Annotated in this window: 13 protein-coding genes and 2 pseudogenes; 13 read left to right on the top strand and 2 right to left on the bottom strand. The window is 36.1% G+C overall.

Annotated elements, in window-relative coordinates:
* Positions 1-1,810: 1,810 nt before the first annotated feature.
* Positions 1,811-2,476 (bottom strand): helix-turn-helix domain-containing protein, encoded by a 666-nt coding sequence (locus DIZ30_RS06005; RefSeq protein WP_002291169.1) that lies wholly within the window; start codon positions 2,474-2,476, stop codon positions 1,811-1,813.
* Positions 2,477-2,601: 125 nt separating this feature from the next.
* Between DIZ30_RS06005 and DIZ30_RS06000 the strand changes: the two genes are divergently transcribed.
* The 8 genes from DIZ30_RS06000 (at position 2,602) to DIZ30_RS05960 (ending at position 13,396) form a co-directional block, all read left to right on the top strand.
* A complete protein-coding gene (locus DIZ30_RS06000) occupies positions 2,602-4,638 on the top strand; it encodes a DUF1430 domain-containing protein (RefSeq protein ID WP_109023144.1) in 2,037 nt (678 codons plus the stop codon).
* 3 nt (positions 4,639-4,641) lie between these two features.
* Positions 4,642-5,280 carry an ABC transporter ATP-binding protein gene (locus DIZ30_RS05995; RefSeq protein WP_002291166.1) on the top strand — a complete coding sequence of 213 codons (639 nt, stop codon included), beginning with the start codon at positions 4,642-4,644 and terminating at the stop codon, positions 5,278-5,280.
* Positions 5,281-5,656: 376 nt separating this feature from the next.
* Entirely contained in the window at positions 5,657-6,568 is a 912-nt protein-coding gene (locus tag DIZ30_RS05990) for a peptidylprolyl isomerase (RefSeq protein WP_109023143.1), read from the top strand.
* Between the two features lie 216 nt (positions 6,569-6,784).
* Entirely contained in the window at positions 6,785-7,222 is a 438-nt protein-coding gene (locus tag DIZ30_RS05985; RefSeq protein WP_002336024.1) for a hypothetical protein, read from the top strand.
* Positions 7,223-7,316: 94 nt separating this feature from the next.
* Positions 7,317-8,201 carry a diacylglycerol kinase family protein gene (locus DIZ30_RS05980; protein ID WP_002291161.1) on the top strand — a complete coding sequence of 295 codons (885 nt, stop codon included), beginning with the start codon at positions 7,317-7,319 and terminating at the stop codon, positions 8,199-8,201.
* Between the two features lie 221 nt (positions 8,202-8,422).
* Positions 8,423-11,593, top strand: a complete 3,171-nt coding sequence (locus tag DIZ30_RS05970) for an Ig-like domain-containing protein (RefSeq protein WP_109023142.1) — start codon at positions 8,423-8,425, stop codon at positions 11,591-11,593.
* Between the two features lie 19 nt (positions 11,594-11,612).
* Entirely contained in the window at positions 11,613-12,641 is a 1,029-nt protein-coding gene (locus tag DIZ30_RS05965) for a DUF916 and DUF3324 domain-containing protein (RefSeq protein WP_100970546.1), read from the top strand.
* Positions 12,638-13,396 carry a WxL domain-containing protein gene (locus DIZ30_RS05960; RefSeq protein ID WP_002291155.1) on the top strand — a complete coding sequence of 253 codons (759 nt, stop codon included), beginning with the start codon at positions 12,638-12,640 and terminating at the stop codon, positions 13,394-13,396. The genes DIZ30_RS05965 and DIZ30_RS05960 overlap by 4 nt, the downstream gene beginning before the upstream one ends.
* An 85-nt stretch (positions 13,397-13,481) precedes the next feature.
* Here DIZ30_RS05960 and DIZ30_RS05955 read toward each other — a convergent pair whose 3' ends face one another.
* Positions 13,482-14,222, bottom strand: a complete 741-nt coding sequence (locus DIZ30_RS05955; protein WP_002291154.1) for a LytTR family DNA-binding domain-containing protein — start codon at positions 14,220-14,222, stop codon at positions 13,482-13,484.
* Between the two features lie 60 nt (positions 14,223-14,282).
* On the opposite strand from DIZ30_RS05955, the gene DIZ30_RS05950 reads away from it, so the two are divergent.
* From DIZ30_RS05950 to DIZ30_RS05930, 5 genes and pseudogenes are all read left to right on the top strand, one after another.
* Complete coding sequence (locus tag DIZ30_RS05950) at positions 14,283-15,536, top strand: GHKL domain-containing protein (protein ID WP_002291152.1); 1,254 nt, start codon at positions 14,283-14,285, stop codon at positions 15,534-15,536.
* Between the two features lie 294 nt (positions 15,537-15,830).
* Positions 15,831-16,085, top strand: a pseudogene (locus tag DIZ30_RS05945) (winged helix-turn-helix transcriptional regulator); the annotation flags it as partial.
* A gap of 122 nt (positions 16,086-16,207) precedes the next feature.
* The gene (locus DIZ30_RS05940) at positions 16,208-16,534 is read left to right on the top strand and encodes a nucleotide pyrophosphohydrolase (protein ID WP_002291148.1); all 327 of its coding nucleotides are present in this window, start codon (positions 16,208-16,210) and stop codon (positions 16,532-16,534) included.
* Positions 16,535-16,601: 67 nt separating this feature from the next.
* The gene (locus DIZ30_RS05935) at positions 16,602-17,315 is read left to right on the top strand and encodes a class A sortase (protein ID WP_002317959.1); all 714 of its coding nucleotides are present in this window, start codon (positions 16,602-16,604) and stop codon (positions 17,313-17,315) included.
* A gap of 309 nt (positions 17,316-17,624) precedes the next feature.
* Positions 17,625-17,990 (top strand): annotated as a pseudogene (locus DIZ30_RS05930) (CAT RNA binding domain-containing protein); the annotation flags it as partial.
* Positions 17,991-18,078: the final 88 nt, after the last annotated feature.

Genomic DNA, 18,078 nt, shown 5'->3' with positions numbered 1-18,078 from the left:
TCGTGTTCTCTTAGACATAAAAATTCCTCCTGGTATGTTTTCTTCTAGTCTACACACCTTAATTTTTCTGTCTAGTTAATTGTAGCCTATCCAAAGAAATATCTTAAGTTGTAATAAAGAGATACAATAACCCTTAATCAACAATTACTAAAGAGCTTAAAAAAATACGTGAATCATTTAGAAAAAAATCAATTATCTTCAATTATAGTAAATGAACTTAACTTCATAGCTGAAACAGAATAACTTGAATCCTCAAATAACTTCTCTACCTGCTGTTTTGGTTACGATATTGGCTACGTTCCCGATGATAATATCTGCTGCTATATACTGTCAATCTATAGTAATTTGTTAAATGAAATATCTATACAAAGCTTATTCCTTTACTCTGATTCCCAAAAGAGTCATTGGAAGGTAGTGTGGGTTAACAACTATTTCATTGCTCGAAACGTTGATATTAAAGCGTTTCGAGCATTTTTTTATTCATCAGTATATTAACTTAAAACAACGATCGTCTAGAAATATTGAACTGAACAGCTAATAGTATCTATTTGTCTGATGAATCTAAAGACTTGAATGTTTACTACTAGATTGTTCAAATTCTAGTAGTAGCTCAAGCAACATTTTTTAATCACTACTTTGAGTGCGAACGACAATAATAAAATGTATGAAAGGGGATGGGAATAATTCTCTTCCCTTTTTACTAAATACATTCTTTTCCGTTATTAGAGAGGACTGAGCACACAATATAATCCTATTCGTTGATATGATGCCAAACAAACTTGCGAAGGCTGAGCTTGCTGGTGAGTAACCTTTTTAGAAATGGAGCGAGATAAATTCACTTCTTCCATTTGTTCGAACTAATTGGGCCGTCGGTAATGAGTATCACGATTAGAATGAACGATTGGATTCACTTTGACTTGGCGGGTAGCGAGTCTAGCACTTAACATATTATTTACTGATCCTGCATTAAGCTTGAATTTAATGGACTAACTAATGATAGCAATATCGCGATAATCAACAAGTAGTAATAAATGAATTTTCTCTGCGGGAATTCTAAACTCAAAATTATCTGTCAGCCAATTTCAGTTGGCTTTTTTCTGCTTATTTGGAGATAAAGAATTTTTCAACATATCCTCTTTATAATTTTTTGGTTAATTTTTCCGTATTTTTCCAAAGTTTTCTAGCCTTGGTTGCTGCTATTTCTTCACGCCATTGCGTCAGGTATCACTATTTGGATTTGGAACTGTACCCCCAGAATTAATGGGTACCTTTAATTTGATTTTTTATCAAACGCCGGAAGATGCTGTCTTTAAAGCCCTTGGGGTAGAATAGACAACTTTTTATTAAGCTAATATCTTCAGAAAATTAATCAATGAACTTAACTTCATAGTTTAAACAGAAAAAATTAATTGCTTAAATAACTTTTCCATTTGCTGGTTTGACCACGTACCAATCTATATTACTTACTAGATTAGTCGTTAATCTATTCGGATCGAATGGGCAAAATATTTTTGTGTATGTTCGTCCTTGATTATGATTCCAAAAAGAATCATTGGGAGGCTGTGGCGTAAATATTATACTATAAGCCAGAAATACCTATATTTAGTTATTTCTGGATTTTTTGATAGAAAAATAACAGAAGAATAATACAAATAGCCTAATACTAGAATAGTTAGTCATTTTTTTTTACCTATCATTCTGAACTTTTTTATTTAGGAACTTTCATCTCAAAGCTTTTTCAATTAATTTGTACCCTTGTTTTTTTTGATAAGATCATGTGCATTGTTCTATCTCTACGTTCATCTCCTACTTAATGCCTATCTGGCTCCTGAGGGGTTCTTTTTAAGGCGTCGTCATAGTCTTGGATGAGGATTTCTTGGTAATCTGAGGGAATGGCTTCCCAAGAGAGCAGGCGAACGTTCATGACGTGTTTTCCTTTGTGTTTGATTACAGCATGATTCTTACCTTTTTCTACCTCTCCAGCGTGAAAAGACAGCCATGTACCATGGCCAAAGATATCATTACATACCCAATGTTCGATGGAATTGTCCACGTATCCTACAGGGAGTGTGGTATAGCCGATTTGTGGTTTCAAAAAAGGATTGAATCGATCAATCGTTTCATTTTTGTATTGATAATTGATAAGAAAAAGATAGACCAAACAAAAGACGAGCAGAAAGAAAGATAGTGTCTTTTTGAGTGAGAAGGGTTGTTTTGATGAATAAGATTTCTTGATAACAAGAGGTTCATCCGGCAATGTTGGTTCTATTGATTCGGTAGCTGATTCAATAGAAGGAAAATCAATCGGCAGACCTAAAGTCTGATGTAAAAGTGACAGCATTTCAAGGTCTGGCATTGTACGAGAATTTTCCCAACTAGAAATCGTTTTATCGGAAACACCGATTTTTTCGCCTAATTCTTTTTGCGTAAGCTTACAATTTCTGCGGTAAGTTCGTATTTTTTCTCCGATGTTCATCTTCTTCTCCTTTCGATTCTACAGTATATAGATTTATTCTACATGACCTATACACTTGATAGATACGTTTTTTTGATGAAAAACGGTATGATTTTATCGAAGAATCATTTAAGTAAGGGAGAGTGGTGATAATCAAAAAAAAGTTCACAGTTTTACTCACAATCATAGTAATCGGTATCATGAGTGGTTTTGCCTTGGTTAATGTAAATAAACAGGTACTCTATCGGACAAATGAATTTTTCCATCAAACAGATACTTATACTCCGATTCGATTGCCACAACATTTTATTGGGCAAGAAGAATATGAGCAGCTAATCATGGTATTTGAAAATGTCTCATCAGAAACTGAGCTTTCTTATATGAAAAAAACAGTAAATGAATCCAATGAAGTAGATACATCTTTGAACTTCAAGATACAGCCAAAGCTTGAAATGACATTGTATTATCAAGGGGATGTCAAAGCTTCTCACGAGAAGGTACCCTATTCTAATACCTCCTTTCGCGTAACGTCCATTGAAGAATCGATCAAAATAAAAGATTTTGAAGGTGAATTTTTCTTGATGACGAGAGAAAAAGAAGCCTATGAACGGTTCATTTCACTATTCACTGATCGATTCAATCAAGCATTTCACACTGATTATGCCACTAATATTTTTGAAGACTTTGAAAATAGCTATTCGTATTCGGTTATTTCAAGTACAGACGTATATAATTATCGAGTGTATTTAACTATTGGGTTGATTCTTTTATTCCTTTTGTTACCGTCCTTTTTCTTATTGATGAATAAAGAAATCAGTTTATTGTTGAATAATGGCTTTTCATTACATCAAGTATTGTGGTGTTTATTGGGGAAAAAGAAAATCATTATTACATTCATAATTGCAGGAATCATTGGTGGTTTTATTTTTATGTATTATAAGGAGCAATTTCTTTATTTGTTCCAGATGTACGTTTTCTTGTTCAGCGGAATATATGGTATCTCTTTGATTTCTCTTTTATTAGTTGAAAAAATCGCTTCGTTAAGAGAAGCGTTCAACTATATCCAATACATTCTTTTTATATTTGGATTGTTGTTTTCTCTTCTTTTGACCGTTGCCAATGTCGAATTAGCAACTATCGTTTTTTCTTCTTCACAGTTAGCTGTTTCCCATGAACCTCCAAAAGAAATCGCTGATGAAGACTATTATGTGTTTTATCCAGTAACCATCGGGAAAAACCACGTGGATTTTATTTATTCCAATCGTTTTGCATCAGCAGCAGATCAGGAATTATATGAAACTTTGAATAAAAATGGAAGTATATTAGTCAATGTATCAGATTACTTGAATGAAGAAAACGAACAGTTTGGCAGAGGGATAAAAATAAATCTGAATTATCTTAAGAAATTTCCTTTGATTGATGTCTCTGGAAGGTTGATCCAAATAACCGAAGAAGAAACGCACCCTGTTATATTGATCCCTGAACGATATAGACATACAGATTTAAAAAATGACCTGGCGCAAATAACAGAATATTATCAAGAAATCAGTGAAAAAGAACCGGAATTTCTATTTATAAAAAACAATCAACCCATTTATACATTTATTCCTTCTATCCCCTGGATCGAACATTATCCGGTTGTTGAAATACTGACATTGAAAAACAGTACGTATTGGGAAAGGAATATTCTCAGCGGAGAAATCTATCCACCGTTAAAGATCAAGATAGGCTCTTTGTCGAAAGAAAGGTTATTTGAGCTGATTGAAGAAAGTCAGTTACGTGATAACTTGCAGTTATCATTTCCGTATACTCAGACTGAAGAGATAGCTGTCAAAGTGTTAAGCAGATCATTTCATTACTTGATACAGATATGTTTTCTCACTTTCTTTTCTTTCTTCTTGTTGAGCTATGTCATGTTATGCATATATTTTGTCTACAATTGTCGGAAAATCGCTATCTTTCGTTCAAGTGGTTATTCGCTCTTTGAAACGTATAAAGATTTCTTCATGATGAACCTCATCAAATGGGGAACGACAAGTGTAATCTTCCTTTTTCTTATAGAAAGAGAGCCTAAATATCTTTTTAATATTTTTTTCTTTAGCTTCATTGATTTTATTCTTTCAGTTGTTTTTATTTTGTCTACAGAAAAGAAAAGTCAGTTATTGCTGATGAATGGAGGTTAACAATTGGAGCCGTTGATAGTGATAAAAGGTGCGAAAAAAATCATTCGAAACAAAACGATTCTTCATTTGGATCGTTTCACTGCGGATGCTGGGGATCTTGTGACTGTTGTTGGAGAAAGTGGAGCAGGTAAAAGTACGTTATTGAATATATTAGGATTGAATGATCAGTTCAGTTCAGGACAATTCTATTTGTTCGATCAAGAGACGAAACAATTAACTGGAAGAGAGAAGCGCTTGATAAAAAGAAATACCATATCTTTTCTTTTTCAAGATTTTGGGTTGATTGAATATGAAACAATCGATTTTAATTTAGATATTGGATTGAAGTTTTCGAATTTAAATGTTTCAGATAAGCGAACAGCAAAGTATGAGGCATTGAAAAAAGTAAATATAAACAAGAAGCTAAGTACGCCTATCTACACATTATCTGGTGGTGAGAAGCAAAGAATCGCCTGTGCGAGAGTTTTATTGAAGAATAGCAAAATCATTTTAGCCGATGAACCAACTGGGTCATTGGATAAACGAAATAAGGATAAAGTAGTTGAAATTTTATCGCAACAGGCTTCCCAAGGTACGTTAGTTATCGTGGTCACGCATGATCCATATCTGACCAAAATAGGAAACAAGAAGATCATGCTTTAGAAAACAAATGAAAAAACAAACTTTTTCTAATAAAAACAACAAAAAAATGTCTGGAAAATCGAACATAAAAGTGTCCGATTTGAATATCCCAACAGCGGAAGAAGAAAAACAAAATAGATAACATTTGTTCTAAGAATTAGTTACGTTAAATACGGAACGCAAGATAGACTTGAAAAACGGTAACAAAAGAAGTAGTATATTAAGGTGTGATGTGCTACTTGACATTTATTCTGCTGAGCGAACTTTCTGGATTGTGTAGCCTTATATCTATTCAGGATGTATCGAGCAGATTAGTAAAGGTGTTCTTGATGATTTTCATCTTGAACACCTTTGTTTTTAGCAATTCGCAAAAAACGAAAAGTAGGAGAATTGATAAATGAAAAAAAGATTTTTAGCACTTGCCATCGTACTAGGCACTGGCTTATTGTCAGGCTGTACGAATGCCGGTGAAAAAACAGCCGTTAGTTATAAAGGCGGTACAATCAGCGAACAAGAAGTAATGGATAGCTTGAAAAAAATGCAAGGAGCAGATTCCGCTGTGCAACAGTTGATCGTTTATCAAGTATTTGAAGATAAATATGGAGATGACGTATCAACCAAAGAAATCGATTCCCAATATGATCAAACAAAGAAACAATTGGGTGATTCATTTGATTCACAATTGAAATCTGCAGGTTACACAGAACAAACATTCAAAGACAGTATCAAACAAAGTCTAGCCTTTCAAGAAGGTCTAAAGAAACATATCAAATTGACCGATGAAGATTTAAAAACGGCTTGGGAATCTTTCCATCCAGCAGTGGAAGCTCAAATTATCCAAGTAGCAAGTGAAGATGATGCAAAAGATGTGAAGAAAGCTGCTGATAAGGGAGACGATTTCTCTAAATTAGCCAAAGACAAGTCAACTGATACTACGACAAAAGAAGATGGCGGAAAAGTGAAATTTGATTCCACTACTACAACGGTTCCGGTAGAAGTCAAAGAAGCAGCCTTTAAGTTGAAAGATGGTCAAGTTTCTGATGTGATCACTTCTACCAATGCTTCAACTTATACTACGGAATATTATGTGGTTAAAATGGTGAAAAACCAAAACAAAGGCAACGACATGGATAAATACAAAAAAGAATTGAAAGAAATTGCAACAGACACAAAATTAAGTGACAGTACCTTCCAGAATAAAGTAATTGGCGAAGTATTGAAAGACGCTAATGTAAAAATCAAAGACAAAGACTTTGAAAATGTTTTGAGTACATTCACTTCAGATTCTAGTACAGCAAGTAGTAAATAAGCGGTATAAATAAAAAATATGAACTATTTAAATCAATAAAACTGTTCATCTAAATCTTTTTATTAGAACTAAATCAACAGTAGTTTAATTACTACTTGATTTAGTTCTTTTTATTTTAAAAATTTTTTTTACTTAGAATCCAGCGACCCTAGATATTTTTCTGTATAATCTTAAATAAAGAAAACAATATCAAAAAATGCACGTAGAAGTAGATAAATGGAGTGGTTTTGCAAATTTCTTTTATTTCTAGAAGTTATTCACGTATACGGATTTGTTTTTCTCACAAATAAAAAGGCAGGAAGTACAATGGATCATTTGTATATAAAATATATTCATCAATTTTCCGTTTTGGTGTTAGGCACACTAATTATAGCGGGGATTGTCGCATTTATTATTCAAGGTCGTGACATATTAACAGTACATCAAGAGTTTTTCAGTTATGCATTTGGTATTCCTCTGATCGCTATAAGGTCTGATAACAAAAAGTGGAAGAAACGCTATTACATTTTCTTGCTATTTTTGTGTTTTTATCTGCCACCTAAAATTTTTACTTTATTAGGTATACAATGCCTATCATTTTCTTTTATTTCCTATATCATTGTTTTAATTTTCCTCAGTTTCATAGTATGGGTGTTTTATCTTGTCAAAAAATAAATGAATGTTTCATGAACAGTACTTCATCACAGCCTAATTTTTTTCTTTATGCTATCGTTATATTAAAGAAATCAATCAGAAGGGAAAGAAAGTGATGAAAAAAGTTTTATTAGTGGTAAACCCCAGTTCAGGCGGTGAACAAGCAAAGGAATTTGAGCAATTAGCGATAGCAAAATTGGAATCGGTGTTTGATGAAGTGGTCGTCTTGCATACAAAAAAAGCAGGGGATGCAAAAAACTTTACTCGCGAAGCGGCTACGGAAGGGTATCATAGTGTGTTTGTCATGGGCGGAGATGGAACAGTCAACGAAGGAATCAGTGGAATCGCTGAACAAGAACATCGGCCAAATTTCGGATTTTTCCCATTGGGTACGGTGAATGACTTGGCTCGAGCATTAGGGATACCGCTAGAACCTGAGGAAGCGATCAATCATTTTTCGATTGAATCAGTCAAGCCATTGGATATTGGAAAAATAAATGACGACTATTTTATGAATGTCGTCGCAATTGGCTCTATCCCTGAAGCAATCAATGATGTAGATGCGGAGAAGAAGACGAAATTTGGAAAACTAGCTTATTTCATGTCAGGAATCAAACAGTTAGCTTCCACACAATCCTACTCGTTTCACGTAGAAGTTGATGGAAAGAAGGAAGAAATTGAGAGCAGTACCTTGCTGATAGGACTAACTAACTCAGTCGGCGGTTTTGAAACATTACTTCCAAATGCAAAAGTGGATGATGGTAAGCTCCATTTGGTTTATTTAAAAGATTCTTCTTTGATCGATACGCTTAAAACATTGCCAGACCTATTAAAAGGAGTAGATGAATCTACGAAAAATCTAGCCTATCTTACTTGTGAGCAATTAGTTGTGTCATTAGCTGATGAGGAAGAATTGACGACGAATGTTGATGGAGATGAAGGGGATAAATTACCTGTGACAATCAAAGTGTTACCCTCACATTTACAGGTTTATTGTTAAAATGGAGGTTGTGACCGAAGAGTTGTCAGGAGGACATCGGTTGTTCGGAATAAGGGACTGTGACAAGACTTTTGTCACAGCCTTTTTTTGTACAAAAAAGAAATTTTCACCTAACAGAAAAATTTGCCATAAAAATACATATTTTAAATATGAAAGTACAATTACAAATAAATTAAAACGTTAAAATAAAATTGTCAAAACGTCAGAGAGGATGGTGGAGAATGAATCAATATGTAAAAAAGCTGATTGCGTCGATTTTGTTTGTCTTCCCTCTCTTGATGGTGACATCCGTTTTTGCCGATGTAGAGAAAACAAGCGAATCAACGCAATCAGAGAATCAAAGTTTTGACAAGACTGCTTTTTCAGAAGAATTAATTACTTCTGAAACTACAGAATCCCAAAGTGAGGCGCCTACTTCTAATACAAGGCAAGAAGAAAATAAGACAAGTGAGGCCTCAGAAGTAGCTGAACAAACGTCTGATAGCAGTGAAGAGGTACAGGTTAGAGTTGTTTCAGCGGATGGGTACAGCGAAGCTGCCACAACAGAAGAACTGACGCAGCTTCTCGCAGACGAATCAGTAGCTAAGATTCGTTTAACTCAGCCTTTGACTTTAGACAGGGAATTGGAGATCAAGCGAGATATCGTTATCGATTTTGGCGGACTTGCTCATAATTTCGGCACACATCACATCTATATCAATGAGACACCTCAGTCGATCGAGTTTCAGAATTTTAAAGGAACGGTAGCTCATCCAGGTGGGTTGATACCAAATATCGATGGAAATGCCATTATCATTGCTTATATGTCCGATTTTTGGGGAAACAGATATCATTTTACGGGAGAAATAAAATTTACCGGGAAACTTGACTTATATGATGGTTCTAAATTAGGCCTGATTTACGCCCCTCGTGCAACTGTCACATTAGATGGTGTTTCCGGTGTATTGGATGTCCAACCAGTGAAAGAAGGGATGAATGCCGCTCCGGGTAAAGCTTATTTTTGTAGAAGCTATCAGCTAAATGTAATCAATGGTAGTCAGCTTTATGGACCATATCTAGGAAAATTCTATGGTTTTCTAGATTCAGGTGATGAGACGGGCAGTGGAAAAACAGCACCAGGACTCCATATCTTGAGTGGTTCAAAGGTCTCTCTTGACTATGATCGGGCAGATGGCGTCAGCGATGAAGGAGAGGCTGTCGATACGCTACCCGGGAATGTCACATTTGAAGTCAGTGGCTCAGGAAGCGAATTTTCGGTAAATACAAAGATCAATATTACCAACGACAACAATCGCGGAATTATCCAAATGAGAGGCTCAGGATCAAGAGTCGCTGTGTCGAATGATGGGAAAATCACAATCAATACAGCGACTACTGGCGGATTTCGCCTGCAAGGAGATTCTAGTCAAATCCATGTATCAAGTGGTGGACAAATCTCGGTTAAAATGGCTGGAGATGGCGACCAACCTGGAAACAATGGGATGCGTTTTGTAGGGAAAGGACTTTCTTTGATCGTAGAAGGAGCCGGATCAGTCATCGATATTGATAAGCAAAGTGGTCGTTCTAGCGCAGTTCGTTTTGAGAACGGTACGCAAAAACTAACAGTAACTAATGGAGGCTCACTGAAGGTAAGAAATGCAGGGGATGGCAAATCTTATGTGAACAGACTCAATCAAGGAAACCAAGCGATCCAATTTTATGACGCTTCTGGTTTTCTAGAAAGTCCAGGGTCAGCTGATTTTACGGTTACTGGAGAAAAATCAAATATCGATATACGCGCAGATTCCGGAGCTACCGTAGATACAACTGGAGATATTGATTTGAACTTTATGGCTGGCGAAAAAACTTATTTAGTCATGGTCGGGAAAACTGGGGAAGATAAGACTGGCATCATCAGTGGGGATGTGTTGAATGTAGACTTAGAATCTCCTACCTATTTCGATTTCCAAAACAAACGGATCGGAAGCGAGACTAATGGCATAGGTGGCTGGGTATTTCAAGGAAATGGCGATTCTTCATTGAAGATCGCTCATTCAGAAATTGCTTTATGGCGAAAGGCAGGAGCAACGTTCGATAACTTTGAAAAAGATCCGGATTATTTTTCTGATATGACAGACTTATCGATCAATGGAACCGACTTAGGTAATTTTGTATCAAGCCCTAGTGCAGGTTTAACAAATGAATTTGCTCAGACAGGTGCCGGAATGAAAAATTATAATCGAATCAGTGCCAATAACCAGCTTCCGATGATTGAATCCTTAAGAGTACCAACGAATGCAGATAAAAAAATCTATGGGCATGTCGTTGTTCCCGAAGGTGTCGAGGCAAAGCCAAGAGATGCTTGGACAGGCGAAGTAGAAGTGACTTTACGTATTACTTATGCAGATACGACGAAATCACCTGTAGAAATTACTGCTCTCACACAAGGACAAACAGATGAAAATGAAGGGGCAGGATATAATCCGTGGGGAGAAGGCGAACAAGGCGGTTTGTTTGAAGTTCAAGTACCCAACGAAGAAAGACTAACAACGGGGGATCAAGTGCAAGTAGTTGCTGCTAAAAAAGTAAGAGGCGGCCAAGAAGTGACAGAACTGGACTCTTCCAAAACGACAGTCGATGTGATTCCCCCTGAACCTGCTAATTTAAGTACCACATTGATCAATGCAGCTTCTCGCACGATCACAGGTACAGGTGAAGCAGGAGCTTTGGTTTCATTGAAAAAAAATCAAGCTGTTTTGTCCGAAACAACTATTGATGATACAGGGAAATTTGTTCTTTCTATCCCAGAAAATCAACTTTTTGCAGGAGATGTATTAGAAATTGTATTAAACGACCAAGCAGGAGAAGCTGCTGCTAAGGGTGTGCAGAACAAGCCAAGTACCAACGATGAAATTGGGAATCACAATCCAAGTGATACGCCAGTTGTTTATCATGATGCCCCGCCTTTTGCACCTGCTACGAAGATCGTAGTAGAAGGTGGTCTCTCATTTCTTGCCCCTTCCAAACTCGATTTTGGTCAGATCAAAGCAACTGGTTTGATACAAGAAGCATTTGGCCAAATGGATGGGCAGGAAAAATTATGGATTTATGATCAGCGAGAAACAAAAAGTCCATGGATCTTAACGATAAAATTATCTCAGCCTTTCACAAATGATGCAGGATTTTCTATGCAGGATGTCCTATATTTCAAGAAAGCTGAGGAGTATCAATTAGTGAATGAAGAAGAACTGGAAATTGTCAGAGGACAAAATTCAACGAATGTGCAAGCAGATTATTCAGAATATTTAAATAACGGTCGGGCGTTTAAACTTGTCTTAACCAAAGAAAATCAGATAGCTGGTAATTACTCAGCAGAGATAACATGGACATTAGCAGATGCGCCGACAGAATAAAGATCAAGGAGGATGATTGATGAATCGAATATGGAATAAAAGTCATCGAAACAACTGCTCTTTACTTCTGATCCTTCTCCTTGGATTCATCCTTTGGCAGACACCTGTCCATGCCTCCGAATTCAATTTTGCGGTAGATTTTGAATTACCGGCTAATCAGATTGATAAGAACAAAACATATATAAATGTAAGGATGGAGCCTGGGAAAACACAGGAAATCCCCTACACGGTCTTTAACCGAACAGATAAATCAGTAACAGTTGAGACATTGATCCACTCCGCTACGACGAATTCAAACGGTGTGATCGAATATGGAGAATCAAAAAGTAAATTTGATGAAACATTAAGTTATGATATGAAAAACTTAGCAAAAACAGTGGGAGAAATAACTGTTCCTCCTCAAAGTGCGGTCACTGAGACACTTTCACTGAAAGCGCCAGAAAAAGAGCTGGCTGGTGTGGTCGCAGGAGGGATCACGTTTCAAGAAAAAAAAGAGAACGTTTCTAACAAAAGTACAGTTGGTGTCGTCAATCAGTTTTCTCAAGTGAAAGCAATCTTGATTCGAAATAGCGAAAAAGAGTCTTCCCCAGATTTGAAATTAAAAAAAGCTTATGCGGATCAAAGCGATGGAAGAAATGTGATTAAGGCGAATCTTCAAAATCCAAATGCTTCTTATATGTTCGGCTTGACTACATCGGTTGAAGTCTACAAAAAAGAAACAAAAGAGCCTTACCTTTCAATAAAAAAAGAAAAAATAGATGTAGCACCCAATACAAATTTTGATTTACTTGTCCCATTAGAAGGAAAAAAATTAGCTCCGGGACATTATCAAGCGGTTGTGAAGGGTGCTTGGAAAGAAAAACGCTGGAATCTCCATACCGATTTTGAAATAACTGATGATGCAGCGGACCAATTGAATGAAAAGGATATTGATTTAAAAAATCAGCCAGAAACATTTGACTGGCGATGGCTGATATTTGTTGGAGTCATTCTTATTGGCTTATTTGCTGGATTATTTATTTTAAAAGAAAGAAGGAAAAAGAAATGAAAAAAACAATTGCATTAAGTACCGTTCTAGCTGGAAGTCTATTATTATGTACACAAAGTGTTTTTGCTGAGAATAAGAGCTCAGCCACTACAGAAGGAACGATTTCTGTAACAAAACCAGATGCCGCAAATCCTGAAGACGTTGTTCCAGTTCCTCCTGTTGATCCAAATGATCCCGATACGCCGTTTACACCTGACGAACCAAATCAGGGAACATCCGGATTACTGACGATTGACCAAGCTCCAGATCTTGATTTTGGAACAATCAAGTTAGGTACAGCAAAAACAGTATATGCTGCATTACAAAACGGAACGGACAGTACAGGGACAGCAACACAAGTACAGAATTTCGTACAAGTAACGGATAAAAGCGGAAATTATGCCGGTTGGAAACTATCAGTCAAACGAACAGAATTTATTGGTACAACATCTGATACGAATAAACTAACTGGTTCAAAGGTGAAATTCAAAAACGCCGTGATTCGAAATAGCGCAACTAATAGCAGTGGAACGCCATCTACTATTTCTGGTACTGGCGCTGAAGGAATTGAGATCCCAGCAGATCAGGCAGTAGATCTAGTAACTGCAGGAGCAAATGAAGGGATTGGCACATGGATTTATTCATTAGGAGAGAATGTGGAACAAGGGAGACAATCAGTGGAATTATTTGTTCCTGTATCCAATTATGCCGTAGACAACTACGTTTCAACATTCACATGGTCGTTAACAGATGCTCCTACAGAAGGGAAAGCGTAAAATCAAATCAATGACTTCAGGGAGTGGAGCCGATTCAAGGCCTACTCCCTGAAATCTGCTATGCTTACGTCTCAGCTCTTATTCATCAACTCGAAGCAGTTTTTTGGAAGTCATGGAAACGTTCCTTTGTCTTTTCAAAGATCTTTCGACCAACGAGTAAGGAGTCACCATTGAAAAATTCTAACACATAATGAGCAGAATCAATTTTCTGCAATTGCGATAAGTTGATACAGTAAGATTTTAATAGTAAAAAGTAAGCATACTTTTCTAACTCTGTCTTCAATTGTTTTAAAGAAGTATTCACTAATTTATCTTCTGTAGTTGTTTTGACCATAACTTGGTTTTTCAAACCTTTGATACTTTCAATATATAAAATTTCCCGAGGATACAGGACGAGACTTCCACCTTTTTGATCAATAAAGATTTTATCGACATTTACGATCTGCTGTTCTTTCCAATTGATCTGTTCTAGCACTTGACGAATTTGTTCAGATAAATTCCTGTCTTTTCTGATATATCCAATCGGAAGGATTTTCCGATTGATGATCTCTACTGCAAAATTCGTATAAGCGGTGAAAAAAACAATATTACTATGTGCATTTTTTTTACGTATTTGTTCGGCGACATCAATACCTGTGAGTGATTGCTTCAAGTCGATATCGATAAAGAAAACATCGTGATTATCAATAGTGCCCAACTGGATCAACTGATTGATTTGAGAGACAGAAGTGAGCTGCACGATATTCTCGATATGATGATTGACCAATTCTTTGATGATCCATTCGCTGTGAAACTGGTTATCTTCTATGATAAAATACTTTTTCATATGCAGGCTCCTATTAAAAAAATATGTGTACATTTTGAAACAAAACAATGGAGGAATAAGATGGTCGCAACAGTGACACTTTATTTGACCTTTACTTTGATTTTAGATTTAGGTATCTATTTATTCTTTTCGAAACAACTGCTAGTAAAAAACAGCTTTGGTTGTATAGCTTTGATGGTGGTGACACTTTTACTTCCTATCCCTAAAGTGAGCTTTCCTTACCTAGTTGGCTTATTATTGATGTTTCTTTTTTATTTTACTACGAAAAACCTGTTTATCAGCTGTTTGATCAGTAATCTTTTTTTTGCTATCACTGGACTCAGCTTTTTTCTGGTTTTTGATCTGATGGATTATTTAGGAAAGAGACATCTTGGAACAGCAAGTTTTTTTGCACTACTTATCGCATTTATTTTCTATCTATTAGTAAAAAGTATAGACAAACAGACGAGATTTCTCAACTTGCTTTTTACTTATCCAACTGAACACTATTTTGGAGGTATTTGTATTTTATTAAGCTGGGGCGTGATTTACTTGGTATTGGGAAGTGTTCACTTCCGCTCATCTAATTATCTGCTTCTATCTCTTTTGTCGATAGTCATCAGTTTTTTTTCTTTGTTTTTTTCCATTATGTTGATCAGTTTCCAAGTAAAAGAAAGACAACATCAGGAATCGCTTCAACTGTATCAAATAAATGAAGAATATTACCATCATCTAGAGGAATTCAAACATGATTATAAAAGTCTACTGTTTTCATTAAAAATTATTCTTCAGGAAAATAAAAAAGAAACGTTGGAATTTTTAGAAATCTTAGAAGATCATTCTGCAGCTATTTTTGAAAAACCGCAAATACAACAGCTAACAAATATTGTATCCCCAGCTGTCAGGGGTGTCTTTTTAAAATTTCTAGAAAAAGCAGAATCGGAGAAAATCCCGATCCAAGTAGTTATTCCTGTCGAAGTGAAAACAATCCCGATTGATCTGGTTGTTTTTATTCGCTGTTTATCTATTTTTATTTCTAACGCATTCGATCATCGTGTAGCCGATCAGAGTCCGATTACGATCAATCTGCTGGAAGAAAAAGAGGGATTACGTTTTAGTATAGCGAACAAGGCAAATCCAACGAATTTGACGCTATCGGAGATGGTCAAAAGAGGAAAAACCTCTAAAAAAAATGGCGGGTTAGGTCTATACAGTGCGAAAAAAATGCTGGATGTTTACGAAAATGCAGAACTAAAAATCGATTTTTCAAAGCAGAATCACTGTTTCTTTGTAGAAATGTATCTGGCATCTAGAAAGAGCAAATCAGCCTACTGACTTACTGTCAAAGGATAAGCTTGAGGAAAGTCTACACGGAGATAGAGACAACAACACAGCATATTCAAAAGAAACAGAAGCGTGATGACCGTTGTCACCCTTCTGTTTCTTTTGCTATGTAGTTAAACAAAGTAGTTGACACTTTCGCTACTTAGTATTAGTACGAAAGTATACTTCATGATACTAAGTAGATAAGAAGTGAAAAGCGGAACCCACGATCGTCAAAATGCTAACTGCTTTGCTTACACCAGATAAAGGGAAGAGCAATATCGCTTATTTTAGGCGTGGAGAAGCAAGAAAATCCCTACGATCACACAAAAAATGCTGACCCAGCAGTTAAGAGAGTTAGAACAAGATGGCATTGTCCATCGAAAAGTCTATAACCAAGTCCCGCCTAAAGTAGAGTACTCGCTCACCGAAGAAGGAAAATCATTAAGAGAGATTCTAGTAGCGATGTCTGTTTGGGGAGAAGAACGTATCGAAAAACAAAAAGCCTCAGGGGAAGAAGTCACATTACTGCATACACATGGTGGCTACCTAAATTACTGATTTTCTATGACATTTATTTTAAATAAAAGAAAACAGGAGTTTTTTTAAAAGCATCATCTATTTTTTATGTAAAAAAATGGTATGATTAATCAAGTAAGAAATGATTGGAAGAAGGCAAGCAAATGAATAGCATGGAAAAAGTCAACCAGTTTAGAGATGAACGTAATTGGCGACAATTTCATAACGAAAAAGATTTGGCTATTTCTATTTCTTTGGAAGCATCTGAATTGTTAGAACTTTTTCAATGGAAAACGCCGGAAGAAGTAAAAGAAACACAATTAGAACGAATCAAAGAAGAACTGGCGGATGTATTGATCTATTCATACATGATGGCAGACAACCTTCAGCTGGATCTAGATGAGATCATTGAAGAAAAATTGATCAAAAATAATTTGAAATATCCTGTAGAAAAAAGCGCAGGTGTACGAAAAAAATACACAGAGTTGTAGAAATGTGTCATTCGGCTGTTGGAAAGAGCAAAAGAAAAACAGTAAAATGAGTCTGGAGGGAGAGAAAATGAAAAAAAAAGGAAAAGCAAAAAGATGGCTAGTCAATATCCTCTTGTTCCTCTTGTTATTAGTAGGACTAGCTTTGATTTTCAATGAACAGATCAAGGATTATCTTGTCAGAGAGACAGGAGATAAATATGCTATAGCGAATGTAACAAAAGAAGATCTGAAAAAGAATAACGATAAAGATGTCAGTTTTGACTTTGATGCGGTAGAACCAATGACGACAGAAGGGGTCATGAGGTCGCAGATGAGAGGAACAGATCTACCAGTGATTGCTAGTATCGCAGTCCCTTCAGTTTCAATCAATTTACCGATTTTCAAAGGCTTGGATAATACGTCACTACTTTACGGAGCAGGAACATTATCTCCAGATCAAGAAATGGGAAAAGGAAATTATGCCTTAGCAAGCCATCGTGCAACGAACCCTGAATTGTTGTTTACACCGCTGGAAAATTTAGAGATGGGTGCCAAGATCTATTTGACAGATTTAGAAAATGTGTATACATACAAAACATTTTTTAAAGAAAAAGTTGCTCCTACAGATACCCAATTACTGAATGAAGTCGAGGGAAAAGAAATCGTCACACTAATTACTTGTGGCGACATGGATGCAGTCACGCGACTAGTTGTACAAGGCGAACTGGAAAGTGTTACACCGATAAAAGATGCGACAGATGATATGAGAACTGCTTTCAATCTAGAGACAAAAACATTTTAGGATACTGGGACATAAGTCGTTACAGATCAAAAACAGCCAAAGGATATGAATCGATAAGGAAAAACCAATTTGCTGAAAAAAAGAGGAACGCAAAGAGGTGCATCTCTGATTTGGTTGTTTTCTAGATAGACTTGTGTTCCAGTTTTTTTATTTTTTATATGAAAAGGCTTGCATAAATAAAAATTCGATGGTATGATGATTTTGAATAAGAAATGGATTGTTACTGTACGGCAGGCAAAACCAGAATTCAGCTAAGAAACAGTAGGCGAATTCTAGGTTTTTTTATTTTTCTTGAGAGGGCGAAGCAAAATGAAAATTGATAAAATTTTGAATAACAACGTCGTCATTTCGAAAAATGGATTCGGGGAAGAAGTCGTTTGTATGGGAAAAGGACTAGCTTTTCAAAAAAAGATTGGGGACGAGATTTCGTCAGAAGCGGTCCAAAAAGAATTTGTTTTAAGAGATTCTTTTGCTAAAAACCAATTCCAACAGCTGATGGCTGATATTCCGGCAGAGGAGATCGAATGGGTCAAGCAAGTAGTAGAACAAGCTGAAGATAAACTAAAAGTTGAATTTTCGCCTAATATTTATCTGACGTTGACCGATCATCTTCATTATGCGATCACACGAGCAAAAGAAAATATCCAACTGCCTAATCCATTATTATTTGAAACGCCGATTGTAAAATTAAGCTAGACAACTAAAAAAGTCATTTGTGCTACACTCAAAATAGTTCCGACCAAAGAATTATAAGGAGTGAGTA

The sequence above is a fragment of the Enterococcus sp. H57 genome (assembly GCF_003112495.1).
GTDB lineage: Bacteria > Bacillota > Bacilli > Lactobacillales > Enterococcaceae > Enterococcus_B > Enterococcus_B faecium.
Note: the sequence above shows the minus strand (reverse complement) of the source record. Positions and strands in the feature narration are given on the sequence as shown.

What these genes read in the sequence shown, in the direction of transcription:
- DIZ30_RS06005 (WP_002291169.1), bottom strand. Translation starts at nt 2,476, where the DNA reads ATGAACATCGGAGAAAAAATACGAACTTACCGCAGAAATTGTAAGCTT.
- DIZ30_RS05990 (WP_109023143.1), top strand. Translation starts at nt 5,657, where the DNA reads ATGAAAAAAAGATTTTTAGCACTTGCCATCGTACTAGGCACTGGCTTA.
- DIZ30_RS05985 (WP_002336024.1), top strand. Translation starts at nt 6,785, where the DNA reads ATGGAGTGGTTTTGCAAATTTCTTTTATTTCTAGAAGTTATTCACGTA.
- DIZ30_RS05980 (WP_002291161.1), top strand. Translation starts at nt 7,317, where the DNA reads ATGAAAAAAGTTTTATTAGTGGTAAACCCCAGTTCAGGCGGTGAACAA.
- DIZ30_RS05970 (WP_109023142.1), top strand. Translation starts at nt 8,423, where the DNA reads ATGAATCAATATGTAAAAAAGCTGATTGCGTCGATTTTGTTTGTCTTC.
- DIZ30_RS05965 (WP_100970546.1), top strand. Translation starts at nt 11,613, where the DNA reads ATGAATCGAATATGGAATAAAAGTCATCGAAACAACTGCTCTTTACTT.
- DIZ30_RS05960 (WP_002291155.1), top strand. Translation starts at nt 12,638, where the DNA reads ATGAAAAAAACAATTGCATTAAGTACCGTTCTAGCTGGAAGTCTATTA.
- DIZ30_RS05955 (WP_002291154.1), bottom strand. Translation starts at nt 14,222, where the DNA reads ATGAAAAAGTATTTTATCATAGAAGATAACCAGTTTCACAGCGAATGG.
- DIZ30_RS05950 (WP_002291152.1), top strand. Translation starts at nt 14,283, where the DNA reads ATGGTCGCAACAGTGACACTTTATTTGACCTTTACTTTGATTTTAGAT.
- DIZ30_RS05940 (WP_002291148.1), top strand. Translation starts at nt 16,208, where the DNA reads ATGAATAGCATGGAAAAAGTCAACCAGTTTAGAGATGAACGTAATTGG.
- DIZ30_RS05935 (WP_002317959.1), top strand. Translation starts at nt 16,602, where the DNA reads ATGAAAAAAAAAGGAAAAGCAAAAAGATGGCTAGTCAATATCCTCTTG.